Here is a 22332-nt window from a genome sequence, read left to right as displayed (position 1 = left end):
ATTTTGTTTCAAAATTATTAATGGTTAGATTTTTCAAACTTTATTTTATTGATAGTATATTTTTAACCTTAAAATTTTATCAATATCATTTATTTGAAAATTCAAATTAGGGGCTTTTTATTCAAAATAAAATGCTTCATTTGTGTCAATATCTCTCTCAAATGATTCAAATTGTATTAAAAACAGTCCGTTTTCATTCAGATGCAACATTTTGTTGAATATTGAGACGATATGCAGAAATATTGATTTAAGCCTTATAAATACACCTATGCGTAAATTCTTTCTTTTTTTATGTTTCAGCTTTTTTTCGATAAATTTTTCGAATGCGCAAGATTATTATTTTAAACATTTTCAGGTTGAAGAAGGACTTTCCAACAATACCGTTTTAACCTCCATTCAAGACAATGATGGTTTTATGTGGTTTGGAACCAAAGATGGTCTAAATCGTTTTGACGGCTATCGTTTTAAAACCTACAGAAGCAACGGAGACCCAATACATAGTTTAGGAAGCAATTATATTCAATCGCTGCATGAACACAACGGCACGATTTGGGTTGGAACGGACAAAGGTTTGTATCATTACGATAAAAAGCTGGACAACTTTACGATTTTGAACGAAGCCATAAATGATCGTATCAATGACATCAATCACGATCAAAAAGACAACATTTGGTTTGTTTCGGGCAACATTTTGTATAAATATTCTCCAAAAAAGAAAGAAACGACCACTTTTAATCCAAACAAATATTTTATCACTACTTCGATAACAAAGGATTATAAAGGCGAAATCTGGGCTTCTTCTTTAAATAAAATCTATCATTATTCTGAAGAAAACCTTTCTTTTGAAAACATTGCTCTAAATCCGCCTGCTGATAAAGCCAATTTTAGAATCACTGTTATTTATGCTGTTGATCGCGAAAACATAGTAATTGGCACGCTCGATCACGGCGTACTCCTATATAATAGAAAAGATAAAACGACAAGCGAACTTAAATTTGGAATTAAAGAACCGGTTTTCGTGCGTCAATTCAGAAAAAAAGGAAACGACGAACTTTGGATTGCGAGCGAATCGGGTGTTTACGTGTATAATCTGAAAACCAAAACGGCTGTAAATCTGAAGAAAAATTACAACGATCCGTATGCTATTTCAGACAATGCCGCCTACTCGATTACCATTGACAAGGAAAACGGAATCTGGATTGGAACGTATTTTGGCGGTGTCAATTACCATCAGAAACAATACACGCAGTTTAAAAAGTACTTTCCGCAGAACAATCAAAATTCCATTAGCGGAAGCGCAGTTCGAGAAATTCATAAGGACGATCATGGCGATTTATGGATCGGAACCGAAGATGCTGGCGTGAATCGTTTTAATCCGAAAACACAAAAGTTTACGTCTTATCCTGTTTCCTACTATAATATTCATGCTCTAATGCCTCGAAAAGACAAAATCTGGGTCGGAACTTTTGAACATGGTTTAGATGTTTTGGATAGAAATTCTGGTGCAGTTTTAAGACATTACAGCGCAAATGACGGGCGAAGCGGACTTCATAGCAATTTTATCTTTTCTTTCTACGAAATGAAAAACAAGGAACTGATTGTCGTAACGACATCGGGGCTTTACCGTTACAACGAACAAGCCGATAATTTTGAAATCCTAAAGTTCTTTCCAGAAACGTATCATTATACGAATATGAAGGAAGACAGCGATGGCAATCTTTGGGCAGGAAGTTATCGTGACGGATTATTATTTTATAATCCGAAAACGAAGAAAAAAGAGGTTTTTACGTATGACTATAAAAATCCGAATGGAATAAGCAACAATACCATCAACGCCATTTTTGAAGACAGTTTTAAAAATCTGTGGATCGCCACTGAAAACGGATTGAATCTCGTAAACAGACAGAATCATACTTTTACCAAATTCACAACCAAAAACGGAATGCCGAGCAATGTTTTCTATTCTATTTTGGAAGACGATTCTAAAAATCTCTGGCTGACAACTTCTAAAGGTTTAGTGAAATTTGGTCCAGATCATAAAACCATCAAGATTTTTACCACTGCAAACGGATTACTGAGCGATCAATTCAATTATAATTCGGCTTTTAAAGATGCAAACGGCGATATGTATTTTGGAAACCTAAACGGAATGATCAGTTTTAATCCGAAGCACTTTAGCAAAAACAAATACACGCCTTTTATTTACATTACCAATCTACAAATCAACAATAAAGATATTGAGGTTAACAGTCCCGACTCTCCTATTTCGCAATCTATCTCGTTTGTGGACGAATTGGAGCTCAACAACAATCAGTCAACTTTTAATCTGGAATTTGCCTCTTTAAATTATACGGCGCCAGAATTGACAGAATATTGGTTTCAGCTTGAAAACGTTAATAATGACTGGGTTTATTTAGGAAGAAACAACAAAGTTTTCTTCACCGAACTGGCTCCTGGAGATTATGTTTTTAAAGTAAAATCATTGAATAGTTTTGGGGTTTGGAGTAAAGAAATAAAACTTAAAATTACCATTCTGCCTCCGTTTTACGCCAGCACTTATGCCTATGTCTTGTATTTTATATTGTGCTGTGCTGGATTTTATTACATTATCCGCTATTCTCAAAATCTGACTCAGATTAAGAATAACCGCAAAATAAAGCATCTAAACGACGAAAAAGAAAAAGAAATCTATCAGGCAAAAATTGACTTTTTTACCAATGTAGCGCACGAAATCAGAACGCCTCTAACTTTAATAAAAGGTCCGCTAGAAAAGCTTTTGGGAATGAAATACGAATCGGAAGAAGTGCCTCAGCATCTTTCGATTATGAAGAAAAATACTTCGCGCTTATTGAAGCTCGTAAATGAATTGCTTGATTTTAGAAAATCGGAAATTGGAGGTTTGAAATTGACTTTCGTCGAAGCGAATATTTCTTCGATGGTTCGAAATTTTCATTTGAGATTCAGCCAATTAATTGAAGAGCGCGGATTGGAATTTGACTTGGAATTGGGCGAAAAAGACATTCATGCTTTTGTCGATAAAGAAGCTTTTAAAAAGATTCTCAGCAATTTGATCAACAACGCTATTAAATATTCAAACAAAAAGGTTTCCATTTCTTTATTTAGAGATGAAAAGAAACTGCATTTGATTGTAAAAAATGATGGAAACATTATTCCTATTCATTTAAAAAATAAGATTTTCGAACCGTTTTTCAGGGTTGATGACAGCAGTACGGCTTCAGGAACTGGAATCGGACTTTCGTTAGCACATTCTTTGGCGCAATTGCATAACGGAAGTTTAGAATTGATTGAAGATGCTAGTTACAATATTTTCGAATTGCTTGTTCCGTTACATCAGGAAGAAGAATTTATGCTTTATGCCGATGCTGAAAAAGAACAGACAGAAAATGAAACGCCAAAAGAAGCTGTTGAAATTAAAAACGAAAAAGCGCAGGTTTTGGTTGTAGAGGATAATGAAGATCTTTTGAGTTTTATTACTACCGAATTGGCTGGAACATACACGATTTTAAAAGCAGAAAATGGCGAAGAAGCACTCAAAATCATTCATAACGAAAACATCCAACTTGTTATTTCAGATGTAACGATGCCTGTTATGGACGGAATTACGATGTGCAAAAAGATTAAAACTAATCTGGAAACGAGTCATATTCCGGTTATTTTATTAACTGCCAAAAATTCGCTAAAATCTCAAATCGACGGACTTGAAGTTGGTGCCGACGCTTATGTGGCAAAACCTTTTTCTATGGATTATCTGAAAGTACAAGCAAACAACTTGATTGAAAACCGCAGACAGATTATGAATTATTATGCGAGTTCTCCCCTTTCGCACATTAAAAGCATTGCTCACAATAAAACCGACGAAAAGTTCTTGAAAAAACTCGACGACGAAATTCTTAAAAACATTACAGATCAGGATTTGAGTGTAGAATCGCTTGCCGAAATCATGAATATGAGCCGTTCAACTTTATACCGAAAAATTAAAGACATCACAAACTTAAGTCCGAACGAATTAATCAATATCGTGCGATTAAAAAGAGCCGCAGAGTTATTATTAAACGAAAACTACAAAATGTACGAAATCGCAGAAATGGTAGGCTACAAATCGCAAACGAGCTTTGGACGTAATTTCCAGAAGCATTTTAATATGTCGCCAACAGATTATATCAATGCGAATAGATAATTAGAAAATGTGTCAATTAGATAATTAGTCAATTACTCTCATTATCTAATTATCTAATTGACTCATTGGCTAATTTCTACCACATATATTTCAAGATCAATCTTGCATTAAACGGTGTTCCAGCAGTAAAATGAATTTCTTCTACAGGATCCGTTTCATTTGCCAATCTTGATTCGGTTAAGAATTGTGTTTCTTTCCATTTGGTGTTGAAAATATTGTCGATGTTTACGCCTATCGAAACTTTCTTAATCTGATAATTTACAGAGAAATCGGTAATGCAATAGCCTTTTGCTACAACCGAATTGTCTTCGTTTGCTGGTCTATCTCCTAAGAAACGAGTTCTTATACTTCCTGAGAATCCTTTTAGATCTTTAACCGAAATTCCGTTCATTAAAGTATTTTTTGGAGCCAATGGCAGATAATCATTTCCTTTAGGCTCATCTATTGCTCTTGCGTGCGTGTACGTATAATCGGTATTCCAGAACAACCAATTGGTCAATTGATACCTGAAACCAAAATCGAAACCTTTTCTTTCTGTTTTCCCGCTTGGTTCAACAACCGCTTCGTCTCCCACATAAACAAACTCCTGCGCTAAATACAAATACCAAATTGCCGAATTAATAATCATGCGTGGAAATGGTTTCCAGTTGATTCCTAAATCTGCTCCGTAGGATTCTGGAAGAATTTTTTCCCCTTTTTGCGCCACTACTACACGCGTATCATTGCTATGAAATCCTTTTCCTAATTTCAAGAAATAGTTTAATTTATCATTTTGAGTATACAAAAAGTTCAGTTTCGGACTCACAATTGCTTTTGTCTGTGTCTGATTGGTATAGGTTGCCGCCAATTGATCTTCGTAACCAAATTTGAAATAATCTAAGCGCAAACCTCCGTTTACCAGCCATTTTCCAGATGTAAAATCAAGACTTGAATACGTAAATAAATTGGTCTGATTTACAGTCCCTAAACTCAAATACTCTAAAACTGTTTTTCTGTTTAAAGTATGCGATAATTCTACATCTTTATTATTATCGTTTCGAAGTCCAGCGCCCAATTTAAAACGCCATTGATTGTTTAATTTCTGATCGTATTCTGACTGAAAGCCTACAATAGTTCTGTTTTCTCTCTGTTTAATCTGATCGCCATTTATAGGATCATTTAAGAAAAAAGTAAAATTAGAATACAATTCAAAATCATATTTGCTTAAATATGCACTGCTTTTAATGTGTGTATTTTCATCAATTTTTGCATCATATTGCAGATTGAAATTGGTTCTGTCTGTATTTCCGCCTTCATTTGGATCGATTGCTCCATAATGCGAAATAGTTCCGTCGTTTACAGCACGATCTGGAATCTGTCCGCTAGCATCCCATTGACTTTTAAAATGTGAAACCGAGATAGCCAAACGATCTCCATTTTCCATTTTAGCATTGTATTTTCCAAACAAATTAATTCGGTTAAAGTTTTGCGGAGCATCAAAATAACCATCAGTCATCATGTATTCTCCTGCAAAATAAGCTGACTGATTTTCTTTATTCAATAAATTAAACATGGCTACAGTACGAAAAGTATCAAACTGTCCGCCCTCAAAAGAAATAGAACTATTTTGCAAAGCATTTTTAGTATTAAAACCAACATATCCAGCAGTGGTAAAATCGCCTTTATCTGCAAAATAAGCCCCTTTATCAAAATCAATATTATCAACCGTTTCCGGAATTACAAAGTGCAAATCCGAATAACCTTGTCCGTGTGCGTGCGAAACCATATTTACTGGCATTCCGTCTACGGTAATATTGATATCGGTTCCGTGATCACAGTCAAAACCTCTTAAAAAAATCTGTTCTGCTTTTCCTCCGCCAGCATGCTGACCTATGAAAAGTCCTGGAACCTTACGCAATAAATCCTGAGAATTAGAAATAGGCTGAATTTCAAAATCAATCTTAGAAATAGTATTCAGATATTTAAGATTATTGCCAATCTTAACTTCTTCTAGCAAAAATGGCTTTTCCTCTAATGAAATCGTCAGAAAATCTAAAGAAGCTAGTTTTATTTTTTGAGTAGAGAATCCTTTTTTGGTAATAACCAAACTATCATTTACCCGAACGCCTTCTAAAGTAAACTTTCCGTTTGCATCGCTATGAGCGTGTGTTTTTGAATTTAGGTTTCGAATCAAAACTTCTGATGATGCTTTTCCGTCAGCGTCGTTTACAATACCATTTAGAGATTGAGCATTAATTGCAAAAGAAAAAATAAAAAGGATAAAGGAGAATAAGAATTTCATTGCTATTTTGATAATTATTGGGGTAGTATGGACACAAAAATAGCATAATTAAAAGAATAACCATAAAAAAAGCCCTAAATCAAAAATTTAGAGCTTTTCTATATATAGTAAACCTTTTACTTTGAGAAAATTAATCCCATTTATTGGTTTTAGAAACGGCATATTTACCAGCTCCTGTAAAGAACAATGCTACAGCACCAAACAGATAAAGCCCCAATAATTCTAAAGCGTAACCTCCATGATCACTGATAGAGAAAATCTCCTGAGCATGTGCTGTTGCAACTGCTACGATACAAGTTATTGCCAAAAGAACTGCGGCAATTCTAGTTCTAAATCCTAATAAAATGGCAATTGGAGCTAAAACTTCGCCAATATAAACGGCATATCCAAATGCGCCCATGTTTTCTACGAGGAACGAAATTCCGTGAATCAGTTTAGAAACACCGTGAAAAAGCATTAATCCACCAGTACTTAAACGCAATAGCAATAATCCAAGGTCTGTGTTTTTTGAAATCATAAATAATTTTGTTTAGGTTAAAAATTTATATCAATTGGGTTTGTAAGCCGACTAAAATACAAAAATTTCCTATTTAAAAACAATATTATTTAAAACAATTCCAAATAACCGTTTTTAGGCGATCACAAAGCTCATTTTTAGCTTTAAAATTTGATAGCAATCTTTCCAATTGTTCGTCCAGACTCCAAAAGTTCGTGCGCTTTCTTAAGATTTTCAGCTGAAAGTCCGTTTAAGGTTGTATTTAAAGTTGTTTTCAAAATGCCATCATCCAACAAATCTGCTACGATATTTAAAATATTATGCTGTTCTACCATATCTTCTGTTTGGTACATTGAACGAGTGTACATTAATTCCCAAGAAAAAGACACGCTTTTGCTCTTTAATTTGGTTAATGCAACTGGATCGCTACTTCCGGTAATAGAGGCAATATGTCCTTGAGGTTTAATTAATTCGACCATTGTATCCCAATAAGCATTGGTGTCTACGAAATCTAAAATAAAATCAACATACTCAAAACCTGCTTCTCGAACAGATGAAACAAGGTCTTTATGATCTACCACAAAATCTGCTCCTTGCTGTTTGCACCAAGCAATTGTTTCTGGACGCGATGCTGTTGCAACAACAGTTAAACCCGCAATTTTCTTAGCCAATTGAATGGCAATCGAACCTACTCCTCCTGCTCCGCCAATAATTAGAATCGATTTTCCTTTGTCTTTATCTGCCGTAATTCTGATTCTGTCAAATAAAATTTCCCAAGCGGTTAAAGCGGTCAACGGAATTACAGCTGCTTCTTCGATGCTTAACGATTTAGGTTTTCTGCCCACAATTCTTTCGTCTATAATCTGATACTCGGCATTGCTCCCTTGTTTGGTAATATCTCCTGCATAATATACAGGATCTCCAACTTCAAACAAAGTAACATCTTGTCCGACAGCCTGAACAATTCCGACAGCATCCCAGCCAATAATTTTTGGAGTTTCAAGAACCGTATCTTTTGCGCTATTCTGGCGAATTTTAAAATCGACTGGATTTACAGAAATCGCATCAATTTTAACTAATAAATCGTGTGGCCCTGGAATTGGTTTTACGGCTTCAAACTCGATAAAACTTTCTGGGTTTTCTATGGGTAATGATGTTTTAAATCCTATTGCTTTCATTTCTTTTTAATATTTAAATTAAAACTATACCACAAAGATAAGACGAGTTGAAATCTCTTAATTGGTATATATTGAGTGTATATTTGTATATTTTTTTCAAAGATGCTAAGGTTCTAAGTTGCTAAGAGGCTAAGTTTTTTAAGCAGGTTTTATTGAATGCTTGTTAAGAAATTAAACATATAGTCCCAATAGCTTCGTGGCTATGCATTTAAATAAAGCCTTAAATTTGCTAAAAATACTACACTATGAATATCAGAAAAGCCGAAAAATCAGACTCAAAATATATTGCTCCTATATTATTATTAGCAATGGAAGACATTATCTATAAATTTATTGCAAAGGAAGATTACGCTGTAGCGAAAGATTTTCTGCAACATTTTGTCGAAAGTGAAAACAATCAGTATTCTTATCAAAACTGTTTTGTGGCAGAAGAGAATAACGAAATTATTGGTGCAGTAAATATTTATAATGGTGCAGATATTGAAGAATTGCGCGCGCCAATAATCGAATACGTTCGCAAACACTACAATCCTGACTTTGATCCAGAATTGGAAACCCGTGCTGGAGAATATTATATTGATTCTTTAGGCGTGAATCCGAAATATCAGGGAAAAGGAATTGGTTCTCAATTATTGCAATTTTTGATTGATAAATACGTTCATAAAAATAAAGAGGTTTTAGGTCTCCTGGTTGAAGAGGACAATCCGAGTGCTAAAAAACTGTATTTAAAGCTTGGTTTTAAAGTAGTTGGAAACAAAACTTTGGTTAAGAAGAACCTAGAACATCTTCAAATCAAAAATTAATTATAGAATGAAAAACATCACAATATTAGAAGCAGGTTTAATTTTAAGAATAGTTTTAGGAATCACAATGCTTTCGGCCGTAGCAGACCGATTTGGAGTTTGGGGCGCACCGGGATCTAACGCAGTCGCCTGGGGAAATTGGGAAAACTTTGTTATCTACACACAAACCCTAAATTCTTTTGCCAACAAAGCCACAGCAGAAATTCTTGCAGGAGTTGCCACTTTCTTTGAAGTTTTACTGAGTCTTCTACTATTATTTGGTTTCAAAACCAGACTTGCCGCTTTAGGAACTACCATTTTAATGTTCTTTTTTGCTTTTGCCATGTCAGTTTCCGTTTCTGTAAAAGCGCCTCTTGATTATTCGGTTTGGACAAGTTGTGCGGCAGCTTTACTATTGGCTAATATTGGAAAAACATCTTATGCTGTTGACAATAGAATATAGTTTTTTAGGTTGATGGTTTTTGGTTGATAGTTGATGGGTTAAAAACTTTTCCTAACAACCAAAAACTATCAACTATCAACCAAAAAAAATCAATTCAAATCTTTTTTCGGAAATAAATTCGTTTTGGAAATTGATCTTCCCTACTTTCTTCCAAATCAAATTCTTCGTAATTCAATAATCGTAATATATCGATTAAAGCATTGTCTATGGCAAAAGTTTTCACCCAGATTAAATCATGTTTTCGCTGGTAAGCAATTTCTTCGGCACGTTTAATAAGCGCTTTTAAATCTTCTTCATCAAAATAAATAATCTCACTTAGATTAATTGCTTTTAACGCTCCCAGATTTTCGTTTAATATTCTTGACGAATCCAATTTTAAATACGATTGTGGTGTTTCACCAAGATATGCCATCAGAATTTCGATCGAAAAATCATTCTGAATTCGAAACAATTCTTTTTGAGAAAGATGCTGTTCTGCATATTTTTCTCCCAAATCTTTTTCCTTAAATAAATTGGTATAAAACTGGACAGCTTTGTCTTCCATCCAAAAGACATTGTCGTTAATGATGACAACAAATTTTGCAATTTTACTCATTTCTTTTCCTTTTTAATAAAAGAGCAAAGTTGTACCGATTATAGGTCCGAAAAAAGAGCGATACGGCTTCAAAATTGTGCAAAATGTCGGAAACCCTATTTTAATCGTTTTGTTTTTTCCGATATTCTAAAGGCGAAATTCCTTCGTAGTTTTTAAAGAATCTTCCAAAAGCAGATTGATCAGTAAAATGGAGCAAATCGCTTATCTGATTGATGGACATTTTTTTATGCTGCAATAAAACTTTGGCTTCTAGAATCACCATTTCGCTAATCCAGTCACTCGCAGTCTTACCGCTGTGTTTTTTAATGACTTCAGATAAATATTTTCGGCTTACATTTAGTTTATCAGCATAATGCTGTACCGTTCTAAAATTCAAAAAGTCCTTAAATAGCAGTTCTTTAAACTGTTCAAATAAAGGATTGTGCGTTTCTGTAATGCTCTTTTCTTCCTGAATAGCATCAATTTCATAAATTAAAATATACAGATAACTTCTCAAAATAGAAGCTTGATTCTTAGATCTGTTTTCTGATGCTTCTTTAATCAAATTAAAAATACGTTCAAATTTATTTTCATCTGTTTTGGCAAGTTGTGACAAATGACTATGATGGTTTTCAAAGAAATTATATTGGGCAAGAAAAAACACATTTGTCTGATTTTCGAGAAAAAAATGTGGCTTAAAAAATATAATATCAATTAAAATTTCATCATCATTTTTAGAAAAACTCCTAATCACAGATGGTCCCAAAGTAATAAGAGCTGGAGCATGAACGACTTTTTTTTCGAGTCCCGTCTGCATGATTATGCTTCCTTTTCTCAGAAATTCAATTGCATAACTTTCTGCACGATAAGGTTCGCTAATATATGGATGATCGCTTGTCCGAATATAGAAATACTCTTTCTGATCTGCATTAGAAAACAAACTCTTATGATGCGTTAAGGAATAAGTAAGGATTTTATTCTTCAAGACTGCTTTTTTTGGTAATCATTATCATTTCAAATATACCGCTTTTTTTAGTGTTCAGCCTCAGTTACAGTCTTTGCGGTAAGAACAGTTAGCTTTGTCAAAGTTTGAAACTTTGACAAAGCTTCTAGACTCTAAAGCGGACTGAGACTGCGACCGAAAACTGATCACTAAACAAACACTGAACACTAAAAAATTTTTAAGGTATATTTAAGGTCATAAAGCTGTTTCTAACAAATTTGTATTCGTAAATTAGCAAATACAAAAAACATATCTTAAATGACAATACTTACCTTTACGCTTATAATGATTCTAGGAGCTTTTTTAGCTGGTTTTATCGGTTCATTATCAGGCTTGGGCGGAGGAATTATCATCATTCCGCTTCTCACCATTATTCTCGGTGTCGATATTCATTATGCCATTGGAGCTGCTTTAGTCTCTGTTATCGCCACTTCTTCGGGTTCTGCTGCAGCTTATGTAAAAGAAGGAATCACCAACATGCGAATGGGAATTTTTCTCGAAATCGCCACTACAATTGGAGCGGTTTGCGGAGCATTGCTTTCGACTATTGCCCCTACTTCTTTTATAGCCGTTTTGTTTGGTTTAACGCTGATTTTCTCTGCTATTAATTCGCTTCGAAAAAAAGAAGAACATATTGTTTTAGAATCTAGTCCGCTGGCTAAAAAGCTAAAATTGGACGGAACTTATCCTGCTCATGATGGAGAAGTCATAAAATACGGAACCAAAAATGTAATTGGCGGTTTTAGTATGATGGGTGTTGCCGGAATGATGTCTGGATTGCTCGGAATTGGTTCTGGTGCTTTTAAAGTAATTGCAATGGACAATATTATGCGTGTTCCTTTTAAAGTTTCAACCACAACCAGTAATTTTATGATGGGTGTTACGGCAATGGCGAGTTCTGTTATCTATATTCAAAAAGGATATATCGAACCTGGAATCTGTATGCCAGTTGTAATTGGAGTTTTGTTTGGAGCTATGGCTGGAGCCAAAATCTTAGTGCGAACAAACCCAAAGAAATTGAGAATATTTTTTGCTTGCCTAATTTTTGTTTTGGCAATCAATATGATATATAACGGACTAAATGGAAAAATCTAATATGGTACAGGAAGAAAAATTTGGAGAAAAAGATTTTCAGACAATTATAGGAAACTTGCTTCGTTACGGAGTTTGGATTTCGTTATCGGTAGCCTTCATTGGCGGAATTGTTTATTTGATTCATAACGGAAATCAGATTGAGGATTATTCTGTTTTTAAAGAAAATGATCGCAATATATTTGAAGTAATCGCCACAATTTACAACGGAGCAATTCAAGGAAACGGAGAATCGTTAATATTTACAGGAATTATTTTCTTGTTTATGACACCTGTTTTACGTGTGCTGCTTTCGTTATTTTCATTTTTATTGGAAAAAGATTATTTATACGTTGGCATTACATTAATTGTAATCCTGATTATCATTATCAGTATATCCTTTGGTTTCTCACATTAAAAAAATTATAGAATTTAGATTTAAGATTGTAGAATTTGGAATTTAAATATTGAAATTTAAAAATATGGAAATAGGAATAGACAGTTTTGCTTCGGCAATGTATGGCGACAACAATACTCTGAGCAGTGTTGATGCTATGGAACAGCTACTACAGCGAATTGAATTTGCAGATCAGGCTGGTCTAGATGTTTTCGGAATTGGAGAACATCATAAAAAAGAGTTTTTAGATTCTGCTACGGTTGTTATTTTGAGTGCTGCAGCAGCAAGAACAAAAAGTATCCGACTGGCAAGTGCTGTTTCCGTTTTAAGCGCTGCAGATCCTGTGAGAGTTTATCAGAGTTTTGCGACTTTAGATTTAATTTCGAAAGGAAGAGCCGAAATTGTAGTTGGTCGTGGTTCTTCTATTGAGGCTTATCCCCTTTTTGGATTCAATCTGAATGATTATGATAAACTTTTCAGCGAAAAACTAGACTTGCTTTTGCAGATTCGTGACAACGAGTTTGTAAACTGGGAAGGGAAATTTCGTCCTGCCATAAATAATTTACCTGTTTATCCGAGAGCAATACAAGAGAAATTGCCTATCTGGCTTGGAGTTGGCGGTACTCCAGAATCTTTTATAAGAGCTGGATCACTTGGGCTTCCGTTAATGGTTGCTGTTATTGGCGGACAAACACATCGTTTTAAACCTTTAGTTGATTTATATAGAGAAGCAGGAAAAGCTGCGGGCTATAAACCAAATGAATTAAAAGTCGGTTTACATTCGCCTGGCTATGTTGGTACCACAACAGAAAAAGCAATTGAAGAATACTATCCTGGTTATGCCGAATTATGGACGAAATTAGGATACGAAAGAGGTTGGCCTCCTGTAACAAAAGGCAAATTTGATGGTTTAATTGATGATCTAGGCGTTTTAATTGTCGGAGGTCCGGAAAGAGCTGCAGAGAAAATCCTTCGACACAGCGAAGCACTTGGAGGCGTAGATCGATTTACTTTCCAAATGGATAATGCTGGATTAACGCATAAACAATTAATGAATGCGATTGAATTGATTGGCACAAAATTGATTCCTTTGATTAAGAAGGGATAGTTTTTTTGCCACAGATTGCACAGATTAAAAGGATTTTTTCTTTTTATTCCTTATTTTATAGATTGCTATTGTTATTAAAATTTGTGAAATTTTCACGCAGATTTAAAATGATTTTGGTACATGAAGCAAATCATTATTTATGAATTAAAAAATCTGCACGATCTGCAAAATCTGCGAGAAAAGATGGTTTTACTAATAGAATTTTAAAATCTCTCCAATAATTAAGTAGCGTCCAGCTTCAGCTGGATGGAAAATATAGCAAAATCTAAAAGGCTATAGCCAAACATCACTAGTTTGGCTAAAGCCTTTTTTTTTAGATCTTTATTTGTTACCTCCAGTTAAAACTGGAGGCAATTCAAAAGAATTATAATTTTAAGAATCTTTGTACTTAGAACCTTAGTATCTTAGCATCTTAAAAAAAAGCATCGCCAATTAAGACGATGCTTTTGTTATGATTTGCAATTTTTCAACGATAACAAACCAATTTAGAATTTATAAGTAAGACCAACTCTAAAGTTTCGTCCTGGTTCTGCCTGCCAATAGTAAGCTTGTAACCACTCATAATAAGAACCACTGTATAGATATTTGTCTAGTATATTAAATACATTTGCTGTTACTTTAACTTTCCCTATTTCATAAGATAGTCCTCCATCTAACTTAAAGTAAGTAGGCAATCTTTCAAGACCTTCACCCCAAGTATCTGTTTGACGTCCATCAAGGAATGTACCGCCTATAGAAGCTCCAAATCCTTTTAATTTACCATTTTGAACAGTATAATTTAACCATGCATTTGCAGTATGTTTTGAATATCCAGGAACAATATCACCTTTTTCAATACCTTCCACATTAGATTTTGTTACAATAGATTCTGTAAAAGCATAATTTGCAATAAGATTAAGACCATCAAATATTTTTCCTCTTAAATCAAACTCAAACCCTTGCGCTCTTTTTTCTCCCAATACAATTTTTGTCGGATTCGACGGAGTACTTAAAGGATCACTAGTTAATTCATTCTTTTTCAAAATATTATAAACAGACAAAGTAGTATTCCAAGAACCGTCAAACCAATCTTTTTTGATACCAAATTCGACGTTATTACCTGTTAATGGCTTCAACTCACCATCTCTAACAACACCAGATTGCGGTGTAAAAGCTTGATCGTATAACCCGTAAACAGCAAAATCATTAGTGATAGAATAGCTTACTCCAAAACGTGGTGTAATATGGCTATCTTCCTGTGGGTCGTCATAGCTGCTAGTCTGTTTAATCCATGTATATCTTGCTGCAAGTGTTACTCTCAGTTTATTTTCAAAAAATCCAAGTTCATCCTGAATATATCCTGCTGCATATTTTGATCCATAAAGTCCTCCTGCTCTTTGGCTTAAAGGTGTATCGTGATCAAATTGCGGAAAACCATTCGAAGGAGTTCCATAATTAGGGTTATAAATATTAAAAGGATTATCAACAGTATCAAGATCATGAGACTGTCCCCAATCTGCCATATAATCTTTGTCACCTAAATCTACACCTCCCAAAACTTTATGAGAAATGGCTCCTGTATTAAATTTTCCATTCACGAAAATTTGTCCCAAAAACATATTACTATCTGCATCCCAAATACCCACATTTCTAATAATATCTCCGTTACCAATGTCTCCATTTGCAGTTGTTGCTGGCCCTACAGCAGATGGCCAAGAACTATATCCTTGTTGAATATATTTGAAATAAGAAGTCTGAGCTGTCAATTTCCAGTTTTCGTCAAATTTATGTTCAAATTGCAAATAACCACTGTGATCTTGAATATTAGTATCTGGCAAACCTGGTGCCGTCATGGTAAAATCACGTGGCAAAGTAGCATAACCACCCGCTTTAGGTCCAAAAACATAGTAAGAACCAACTTCTGTCATGTTTGCATATTGAAAATTATACTCAAAAGTCAATTTAGTTCTATCATCAAATTGGTATGAAATAACTGGCGCAATAACATAACGGTCATTGTGCTCAAACGGACGATGAGATCCTTTCTTTTGTGCTGCTCCATTAAATCTATAAAGCAATTTTCCTTTTTTATCTAATTTTCCGTCAAGATCGACACTCACTCTATAAAAATCGTAGCTTCCGCCAAGAACGCTTACTTCGCCTTTTGTAACTCCTGTCGGTTTTTTAGTCACCACATTATACAATCCGCTTGGATCACCACTTGAAAGCATAAAACCAGCTGGTCCTTTTACAAACTCGATATGATCTACAAAACTCATATCTTCAGTTAATGGTCCCCAGAAAGAAGAAACTACATTAAATCCGTTTCTAAAAGCTTGAATTTGAGAACCTCTCATTGTAATATTGGTATACAAATCTCCCCAATGCTCCAAACGTACAGCACCACTCACATTTCGGATTACACCGTCGCTCATACTTGTAATTTGTTGGTCTTTTAAGGTTTGACCGCTTACAATTTGTATGTTTTGAGGAATTTCTAAAACTGGCGTTTGAAGACGTAATGACAATGAAGGCTTATCTTGCTTGTATTTATTCTTTTTAATCACCACTTCATCAAGATCTTCCTGGCTTTCTGAAAGAGAAAAATTCTTAGTTGTTACTTGTTTTGAATTAACTACGATTTTATCCTCAATAGGCTGAATTCCTACTCCATTTAATACGATAGTATAAGTTCCTGGTTTTACATTTTTAATTTCGTAATGTCCTGAAACAGTCGTAATATCTGAATATTTTGTTCCTTTTAAAGCTACAGCAATATTTTCTGCAGGTTTATTGCCACTCAAAGAAACTTTCCCGTTTACAGTTCCAAGCTGTTGCGCCATCATATTTAATGAGCTCAAAAGCAGTACGAAAAAGTAAACTTTTGGATTAAAAATTATTTTCATTTGGTTTTGATTTTAAATTGAGCGACAAAAGTATGTGCTAATCTCAACTTTTCCAAATTATTTTTATCCATTCTAAATAAATACAACAAAATAAAGAAGATCAGTAGAAATAATTCTAAAAACTTTAATTCTCAGTTATTTCCTGATAATCTTAATCTGCATTAAGAAGGAAACCAAAATCTATTTCTATCTTTATATTTCGAAATTTCAAAACCAAAAACAAATAACTTCCTGATATGAAATCAAATACAATAAGAAAAGTTGCCATTGTAGGCTATAACAGAATTCCTTTTGCAAGAGCTAATACAGCCTATTCTAATGTGGGAAATAAAGAAATGATGACCGCTGCACTCAATGGTCTTATTGATAAATACAATCTAAAAGGAAAATTATTAGGCGAAGTTGCGGGAGGTGCAGTAATTAAACATACTTATGACAACAATTTGATTCGAGAATGCGTCATGCAAACCAGTCTAGATCCAGCAACACCTGCATGTGATTTGCAGCAGGCTTGCGATACCGGAATTGAAAGTGCTATTTATATTGCCAACAAAATTGCACTTGGACAAATTGACTCAGGAATTGCCGGTGGCGTAGATTCTATCAGTGATATGCCGATTGCGGTAAGCGAAAAACTAAGAAAAATTCTTTTAGAAGCAAGACAAGCAAAATCATTAGGTTCAAAAATTAAAACGTTTTTAAAACTTCGTCCAAAAGATTTATCCCCATTAGTTCCTAGAAATGAAGAATCTCAAACTGGACTCTCTATGGGCGGACATACTGAGATTACAGCAAAATATTATAAAATTTCGCGTGAAGACCAAGATGAGTTTGCTTTAAGAAGTCATTTGAATATGGCAAAAGCATATGATGAAGGCTTCTTTGATGATATGATTACGCCTTTCAACGGATTGGATAAAGACAATAATCTTAGAAGAGACAGTACAATTGAAAAATTAGCGAAATTAAGACCAGCATTTGACAAAGTAAATGGTACTTTGACTGCAGGAAATTCAACACCTTTAACAGATGGAGCTTCCTGTATTCTTCTTGCTAGCGAAGAATGGGCAAAAGAACAAGGACTTCCTATTTTGGCTTATATTACTTTCGCAGAAATTGCTGCTATTGAATATGTCAAAAATCAACAGAATCTTCTGTTAGCGCCTTTATTTGCTGCTTCAAGAATGTTGGAAAAAGCAGAATTAAACTTGCAAGATTTTGATTATTACGAAATTCACGAAGCTTTTGCTGCTCAAACTTTAGCAACCTTAAAAATCTGGGAAAGCCCTGAATTAAGTGCCGAAATTGGCTTAAAGAAAACGTTAGGCGCAATAGATCGAAATAAATTGAACGTAAAAGGAAGCAGTTTAGCAGCCGCGCACCCATTTGCCGCAACTGGCGGAAGAATTATTGGCGTAATGGCCAAATTATTGAACGAAAAAGGTTCAGGAAGAGGCTTAATTTCTATTTGTGCTGCAGGAGGTCAAGGAGTTACCATGATAATCGAAAAATAATTTTTTAAAAATATTTCAATTCAATTTTATAAATCTGCTGAATCTGCTAAATCTGCGGGAGTAATTTTTGCTCGCAGATTTAGCAGATTCAGCAGATTTTTTTTGTCTCTATCAACTAAACCCGACAGGTTTTAAAAACCTGTCGGGTTTAACTCAACATACTGCTATTTAATATACTTAAAGTTCATTTTTGTTTAAATATATTCATACAAAAACAGCTAAATATCAATATTTTATACTAAATTTAGTTTTCTATTAAAGCTTTTGTATCAATTCATTTTAAACCACTAAAAATGATGGAATCAAAAATACCCGAAGGTCCTCTTGCTGATAAATGGAGTCTTTACAAGTCTAAAGCCAAATTAGTCAATCCCGCAAACCGAAAAAAACTAAATATTATAGTAGTCGGAACAGGTCTTGCGGGCGCTTCGTGCGCGGCTTCTCTTGCTGAACAAGGATATAATATTAAATCTTTCTGCTTTCAGGATTCTCCACGACGCGCACATTCTGTTGCCGCTCAAGGCGGAGTAAATGCTGCCAAAAACTACAAAAATGATGGCGATAGCACTTATAGAATGTTTTATGATACTATAAAAGGTGGCGATTTTAGATCTCGTGAAGCCAATGTTTATCGTTTAGCCGAATGTTCTGCTCATCTTATTGACCATGCAGTTGCACAAGGGGTTCCTTTTGCAAGAGAATATGCGGGATATTTAAACAATAGATCTTTTGGAGGTGTTCAGGTTTCTCGAACTTTCTATGCGAGAGGACAAACCGGACAACAGCTTTTATTGGGCGCTTATCAAGCCTTGGAGCGTCAGGCGTCTTTAGGAAAAGTGACTTTATTTACCCGTCACGAAATGCTTGAACTCGTGGTTATTGATGGCAAAGCCAAAGGAATAATTGCTCGAAATCTTGAAACAGGAATTTTAGAACGTCATGCCGCTGATGCCGTAGTTTTGGCTTCTGGAGGTTACGGAAAAGTATATTATTTGTCTACATTGGCAATGGGTTGCAATAGCTCTGCACTTTGGAGGGCGCATAAAAAAGGAGCTTTCATGGCTGGTGTAAGTTGGATTCAGTTTCACCCTACTTCTCTTCCTCAACATGGTGAAAACCAGTCAAAACTGACTTTAATGTCGGAATCGCTTCGAAATGACGGTCGTATCTGGGTTCCTAAAAAAGCCGCAGATGAACGAACTGCAAATGCCATTCCCGAAGAAGAACGCGATTATTACTTAGAACGCCGTTATCCTTCATTTGGAAATCTAGCGCCAAGAGATATTTCGTCAAGAGCGGCAAAAGAAAGAATTGATGCCGGTCATGGCGTTGGACCTATGAAAAATGCGATTTATCTCGATTTCTCGGATGCCATTAAAGCGCAGGGAAAAGATAAAATCGAAGCCAAATACAGCAATCTTTTTGCCATGTACGAAAAAATTACAGGCATAAACGCTTATAAAGAACCAATGCTGATTTCACCCTCAGCACATTTCACAATGGGCGGACTTTGGGTTGATTATGAACTTATGACTACTATTCCTGGTCTATTTGCTTTGGGCGAAGCCAATTTTGCCGATCATGGTGCTAATCGCTTAGGTGCAAATTCGCTGCTACAAGCTTGTGTCGACGGCTATTTTATTGCGCCATATACAATCCCGAATTATTTGGCAGGCGAATTGAATTCACCGAAATCTGATATTTCGCATCCTGCATTTGAGGAAGCTGAAAAAGCAGTGAGAAGACAACTGGATCGCTTTTTACATACGAACGGAACACTTTCAGCAGATTATTTCCATAAAAAAATCGGACGTCTTCTATACGAAAAATGCGGTCTTTCACGAAGCAGGCAAAAATTGGAAGAAGCCTTAATCGAAATTCGTGAACTGAAAGTTTCTTTTGAAAAAGATCTGAGAATTACAGGAGATAATACTTTAAACAGCGAACTAGAAAAGGCAGGTCGAATTGCCGATTATATAGAATTAGCAGAATTAATGTGTTACGATGCCTTACAGCGTGAAGAATCCTGCGGCGCACACTTTAGAGAAGAATATCAAACCGCTGATGGTGAAGCTGTTCGTAATGACAAGGAATTCTGTTACGTATCGGCTTGGGAATGGAAAGGTTTAAATAACGAACCCGAACTCCACAAAGAACCTTTAACCTTTGAATCGGTGGAACTTGCAGTGAGAAGCTATAAATAAATGGTGAATTGTTAATTGTAAATTATTAATTAACAACTCAAAATTCATAACTCATAACTCATAATTATCTATGAAACTTTATCTAAAAATATGGCGGCAGTTTAATTCTTCAACTAAAGGAGAAATGACAGATTATGAAATTGATGGAGTATCTGAACATATGTCGTTTCTAGAAATGTTGGATCTTTTAAACGAATCTCTAATTCAAAATGGAGAACGCGTAATCGAATTTGATCACGACTGCCGTGAAGGAATCTGCGGTCAATGCGGTGTAATGATAAACGGACGCGCTCACGGGCCTTTAAAAAACACTACAACCTGCCAACTCCATATGAGAAGTTTTAAGGATGGAGATACTATTTATATTGAACCTTTTCGTGCTAAAGCTTTTCCTGTTCTACGTGATTTAAAAATTGACCGAAAAGCATTTGATTCTATCATTGCTTCGGGAGGTTTTATTGGCGCTGCTACGGGTCAGGCGCCAGAAGCAAACAGTATTCCGATTTCATACGAAACTGCAGAAGCCGCTTTTGATGCTGCTGCCTGTATTGGGTGCGGAGCTTGTGTCGCTTCGTGCAAAAATGCGAGCGCCGCTTTGTTTGTTGGTGCTAAAATAACGCACTTAGCGCTTTTGCCCCAAGGAAAATTAGAAGCCCAAACACGTGCAGTTTCGATGGTAAAACAAATGGATGAAGAAGGTTTTGGAGCTTGTTCTGATACGAGAGCCTGCGAAATCGAATGTCCGCAGGGAATTTCGGTGCTTTCAATTGCTAAAATGAATTTAGAATATATGAAGGCTTTGACTTTTAGGAAATAAGTTTTTTTTTGCCACAAAGACGCAAAGACGCAAAGTTTTTCTTTTTTAAGTTTTAAAACTTTGCGTCTTTGCGAGATTAAAAAAATATTTTAAATACATTGCGCTTATCCTTCGACTTCGCTCAGGAAGACAAATAGCGATTCAACTATTTTCAATAAAAAACTTTGCGCCTCTGCGTCTTTGCGAGATTAAATATACTTTTAATACTTTGCGCTTATCCTTCGACTTCGCTCAGGAAGACAAATAGCGATTCAACTATTTTCAATAAAAAACTTTGCGAGATAAAGAAAACCTAGTGCCTTTGTGTCTTAGCGGCAAAAAACAAACTTAAACCGTAAAATAAGGTGTCAAGATATCTTCAAAATTATAAAGTCCTTTTTCTTTTCCTTTTAGATTTTCAGCCACAAAAATGACTCCGTTTCCGAAGGCTTCTCTCGAAATCGATTCGTGTATTAAACGTACAGTTTGAAAAGGGAAACCAAAAATAACCTCGTGTTTACCAACTATTCCTCCTGCCCTAACAACGTTTATATTTTCTTTATCGACATCAAGTGCTTCAGCAATTTTTACTGCTGTTCCAGATGTTCCTTCTTTGGCTTTAAAATGCTCTTCGTTTACTTCAATATCAACCCAAGGAGCAATTTTCTTTAAAAATTTCGCTGCAAACAATAAATAGTTAACTCCCAACGTAATATTTGGTGACCAAAATACTGTTGTTTTATCTGCTAGTTTCTTGAGTAATTTTAGTTCTTTTTCCTTGTAATGGGAAATTGCCGAAATAATTTTTACTTTATATTTTGCTGCTGTTTCTCCATAAGTATAAATTCCTTCGTTAGAAGAAAAATCGATAATTACATCTACCGGATGTTTTTCTAATAATTCTTCAACAGAGGTATGAGAACTAGAATAGATTAAGCCGGGTTCATCTGACTGGATTCCAAAAAACTCAGGAACCGATCTGTGTTCCAAAACATTGCTTTGTCTTAAAACCCATTCAAGGCTGAATTTTTTATTTTCTAATAGTATTGAAGCTACTGATTTTCCAGTTTTTCCGAATCCGATTAATCCTATTTTCATAAGCATTTATTTTTTTATGGGCGAAGCGTGCCCGGTTGAAAATATTGATATTGTAAAGTGGCCAATATCAATCCTAATTTTAATTTTTTAAGGCAGTTTTAGAACCGCCTGTTCATAAAAATAGGGAAATCATAACAGAATAACCAACAAAATCTTCATTTTATAACAATAAAAATAGTTATTAGTACGATTTCATTTGTTAATACAAGATCTAAGCGTCATATAATACTCTTAAACGTTCTTTTAAATTATTCTATTTAAAATGTTAAAAAATGACTTTAAAA

16 protein-coding genes are annotated in these 22332 nt (G+C 34.9%); 9 read left to right on the top strand and 7 right to left on the bottom strand.

Annotated elements, in window-relative coordinates; genetic code table 11:
• Positions 1 to 268 precede the first annotated feature (268 nt).
• A complete protein-coding gene (locus AC1Q5Z_RS04305) occupies positions 269 to 4198 on the top strand; it encodes a hybrid sensor histidine kinase/response regulator transcription factor (RefSeq protein WP_492443882.1) in 3930 nt (1309 codons plus the stop codon).
• Between the two features lie 76 nt (positions 4199 to 4274).
• On the opposite strand, the gene AC1Q5Z_RS04300 is transcribed toward AC1Q5Z_RS04305, so the two are convergent.
• The 3 genes from AC1Q5Z_RS04300 to AC1Q5Z_RS04290 form a co-directional block, all read right to left on the bottom strand.
• Positions 4275 to 6479: a TonB-dependent receptor gene (locus AC1Q5Z_RS04300; protein ID WP_492443881.1), complete on the bottom strand. Its 2205-nt coding sequence runs from the start codon at positions 6477 to 6479 to the stop codon at positions 4275 to 4277.
• A gap of 130 nt (positions 6480 to 6609) precedes the next feature.
• Entirely contained in the window at positions 6610 to 6996 is a 387-nt protein-coding gene (locus AC1Q5Z_RS04295) for a DoxX family protein (protein ID WP_492443880.1), read from the bottom strand.
• Between the two features lie 143 nt (positions 6997 to 7139).
• Positions 7140 to 8153, bottom strand: a complete 1014-nt coding sequence (locus tag AC1Q5Z_RS04290; RefSeq protein WP_492443879.1) for a zinc-binding alcohol dehydrogenase family protein — start codon at positions 8151 to 8153, stop codon at positions 7140 to 7142.
• 245 nt (positions 8154 to 8398) lie between these two features.
• Here AC1Q5Z_RS04290 and AC1Q5Z_RS04285 point away from each other — a divergent pair, with 245 nt between their 5' ends.
• Positions 8399 to 8956, top strand: a complete 558-nt coding sequence (locus AC1Q5Z_RS04285; protein WP_343585842.1) for a GNAT family N-acetyltransferase — start codon at positions 8399 to 8401, stop codon at positions 8954 to 8956.
• Positions 8957 to 8963: 7 nt separating this feature from the next.
• Positions 8964 to 9398 carry a DoxX family membrane protein gene (locus AC1Q5Z_RS04280; protein WP_177209880.1) on the top strand — a complete coding sequence of 145 codons (435 nt, stop codon included), beginning with the start codon at positions 8964 to 8966 and terminating at the stop codon, positions 9396 to 9398.
• A gap of 94 nt (positions 9399 to 9492) precedes the next feature.
• On the opposite strand, the gene AC1Q5Z_RS04275 is transcribed toward AC1Q5Z_RS04280, so the two are convergent.
• Both AC1Q5Z_RS04275 and AC1Q5Z_RS04270 read right to left on the bottom strand, forming a co-directional pair.
• Positions 9493 to 9993: a hypothetical protein gene (locus AC1Q5Z_RS04275; protein WP_343585840.1), complete on the bottom strand. Its 501-nt coding sequence runs from the start codon at positions 9991 to 9993 to the stop codon at positions 9493 to 9495.
• A gap of 100 nt (positions 9994 to 10093) precedes the next feature.
• Complete coding sequence (locus tag AC1Q5Z_RS04270; protein ID WP_492443878.1) at positions 10094 to 10957, bottom strand: helix-turn-helix domain-containing protein; 864 nt, start codon at positions 10955 to 10957, stop codon at positions 10094 to 10096.
• A gap of 276 nt (positions 10958 to 11233) precedes the next feature.
• Here AC1Q5Z_RS04270 and AC1Q5Z_RS04265 point away from each other — a divergent pair, with 276 nt between their 5' ends.
• The 3 genes from AC1Q5Z_RS04265 (at position 11234) to AC1Q5Z_RS04255 (ending at position 13551) form a co-directional block, all read left to right on the top strand.
• Positions 11234 to 12070: a sulfite exporter TauE/SafE family protein gene (locus AC1Q5Z_RS04265; RefSeq protein ID WP_343585836.1), complete on the top strand. Its 837-nt coding sequence runs from the start codon at positions 11234 to 11236 to the stop codon at positions 12068 to 12070.
• A complete protein-coding gene (locus AC1Q5Z_RS04260; RefSeq protein WP_198855975.1) occupies positions 12057 to 12464 on the top strand; it encodes a DUF1634 domain-containing protein in 408 nt (135 codons plus the stop codon). The genes AC1Q5Z_RS04265 and AC1Q5Z_RS04260 overlap by 14 nt, the downstream gene beginning before the upstream one ends.
• Positions 12465 to 12528: 64 nt before the next feature.
• Positions 12529 to 13551: an LLM class flavin-dependent oxidoreductase gene (locus tag AC1Q5Z_RS04255; RefSeq protein WP_343585834.1), complete on the top strand. Its 1023-nt coding sequence runs from the start codon at positions 12529 to 12531 to the stop codon at positions 13549 to 13551.
• Positions 13552 to 14036: 485 nt separating this feature from the next.
• On the opposite strand, the gene AC1Q5Z_RS04250 is transcribed toward AC1Q5Z_RS04255, so the two are convergent.
• Complete coding sequence (locus AC1Q5Z_RS04250; RefSeq protein WP_289057843.1) at positions 14037 to 16436, bottom strand: TonB-dependent receptor; 2400 nt, start codon at positions 16434 to 16436, stop codon at positions 14037 to 14039.
• 236 nt (positions 16437 to 16672) lie between these two features.
• Between AC1Q5Z_RS04250 and AC1Q5Z_RS04245 the strand changes: the two genes are divergently transcribed.
• The 3 genes from AC1Q5Z_RS04245 to AC1Q5Z_RS04235 all read left to right on the top strand — a co-directional run bounded on the left by AC1Q5Z_RS04245 (position 16673) and on the right by AC1Q5Z_RS04235 (position 20971).
• Positions 16673 to 17950, top strand: a complete 1278-nt coding sequence (locus AC1Q5Z_RS04245) for an acetyl-CoA C-acetyltransferase (RefSeq protein WP_343585830.1) — start codon at positions 16673 to 16675, stop codon at positions 17948 to 17950.
• 293 nt (positions 17951 to 18243) lie between these two features.
• Positions 18244 to 20154, top strand: coding sequence for a fumarate reductase/succinate dehydrogenase flavoprotein subunit (locus tag AC1Q5Z_RS04240; protein ID WP_343585827.1), 1911 nt, complete (start codon positions 18244 to 18246; stop codon positions 20152 to 20154).
• Between the two features lie 70 nt (positions 20155 to 20224).
• Positions 20225 to 20971: a succinate dehydrogenase/fumarate reductase iron-sulfur subunit gene (locus AC1Q5Z_RS04235; protein ID WP_111376931.1), complete on the top strand. Its 747-nt coding sequence runs from the start codon at positions 20225 to 20227 to the stop codon at positions 20969 to 20971.
• 327 nt (positions 20972 to 21298) lie between these two features.
• On the opposite strand, the gene AC1Q5Z_RS04230 is transcribed toward AC1Q5Z_RS04235, so the two are convergent.
• Positions 21299 to 22048, bottom strand: a complete 750-nt coding sequence (locus AC1Q5Z_RS04230; RefSeq protein WP_343585825.1) for a 4-hydroxy-tetrahydrodipicolinate reductase — start codon at positions 22046 to 22048, stop codon at positions 21299 to 21301.
• Between the last annotated feature and the right edge of the window lie 284 nt (positions 22049 to 22332).

The organism is Flavobacterium sp. GW823-FHT06G12 (assembly GCF_058794775.1).
This window is presented reverse-complemented; position numbering and strand designations above follow the sequence as displayed.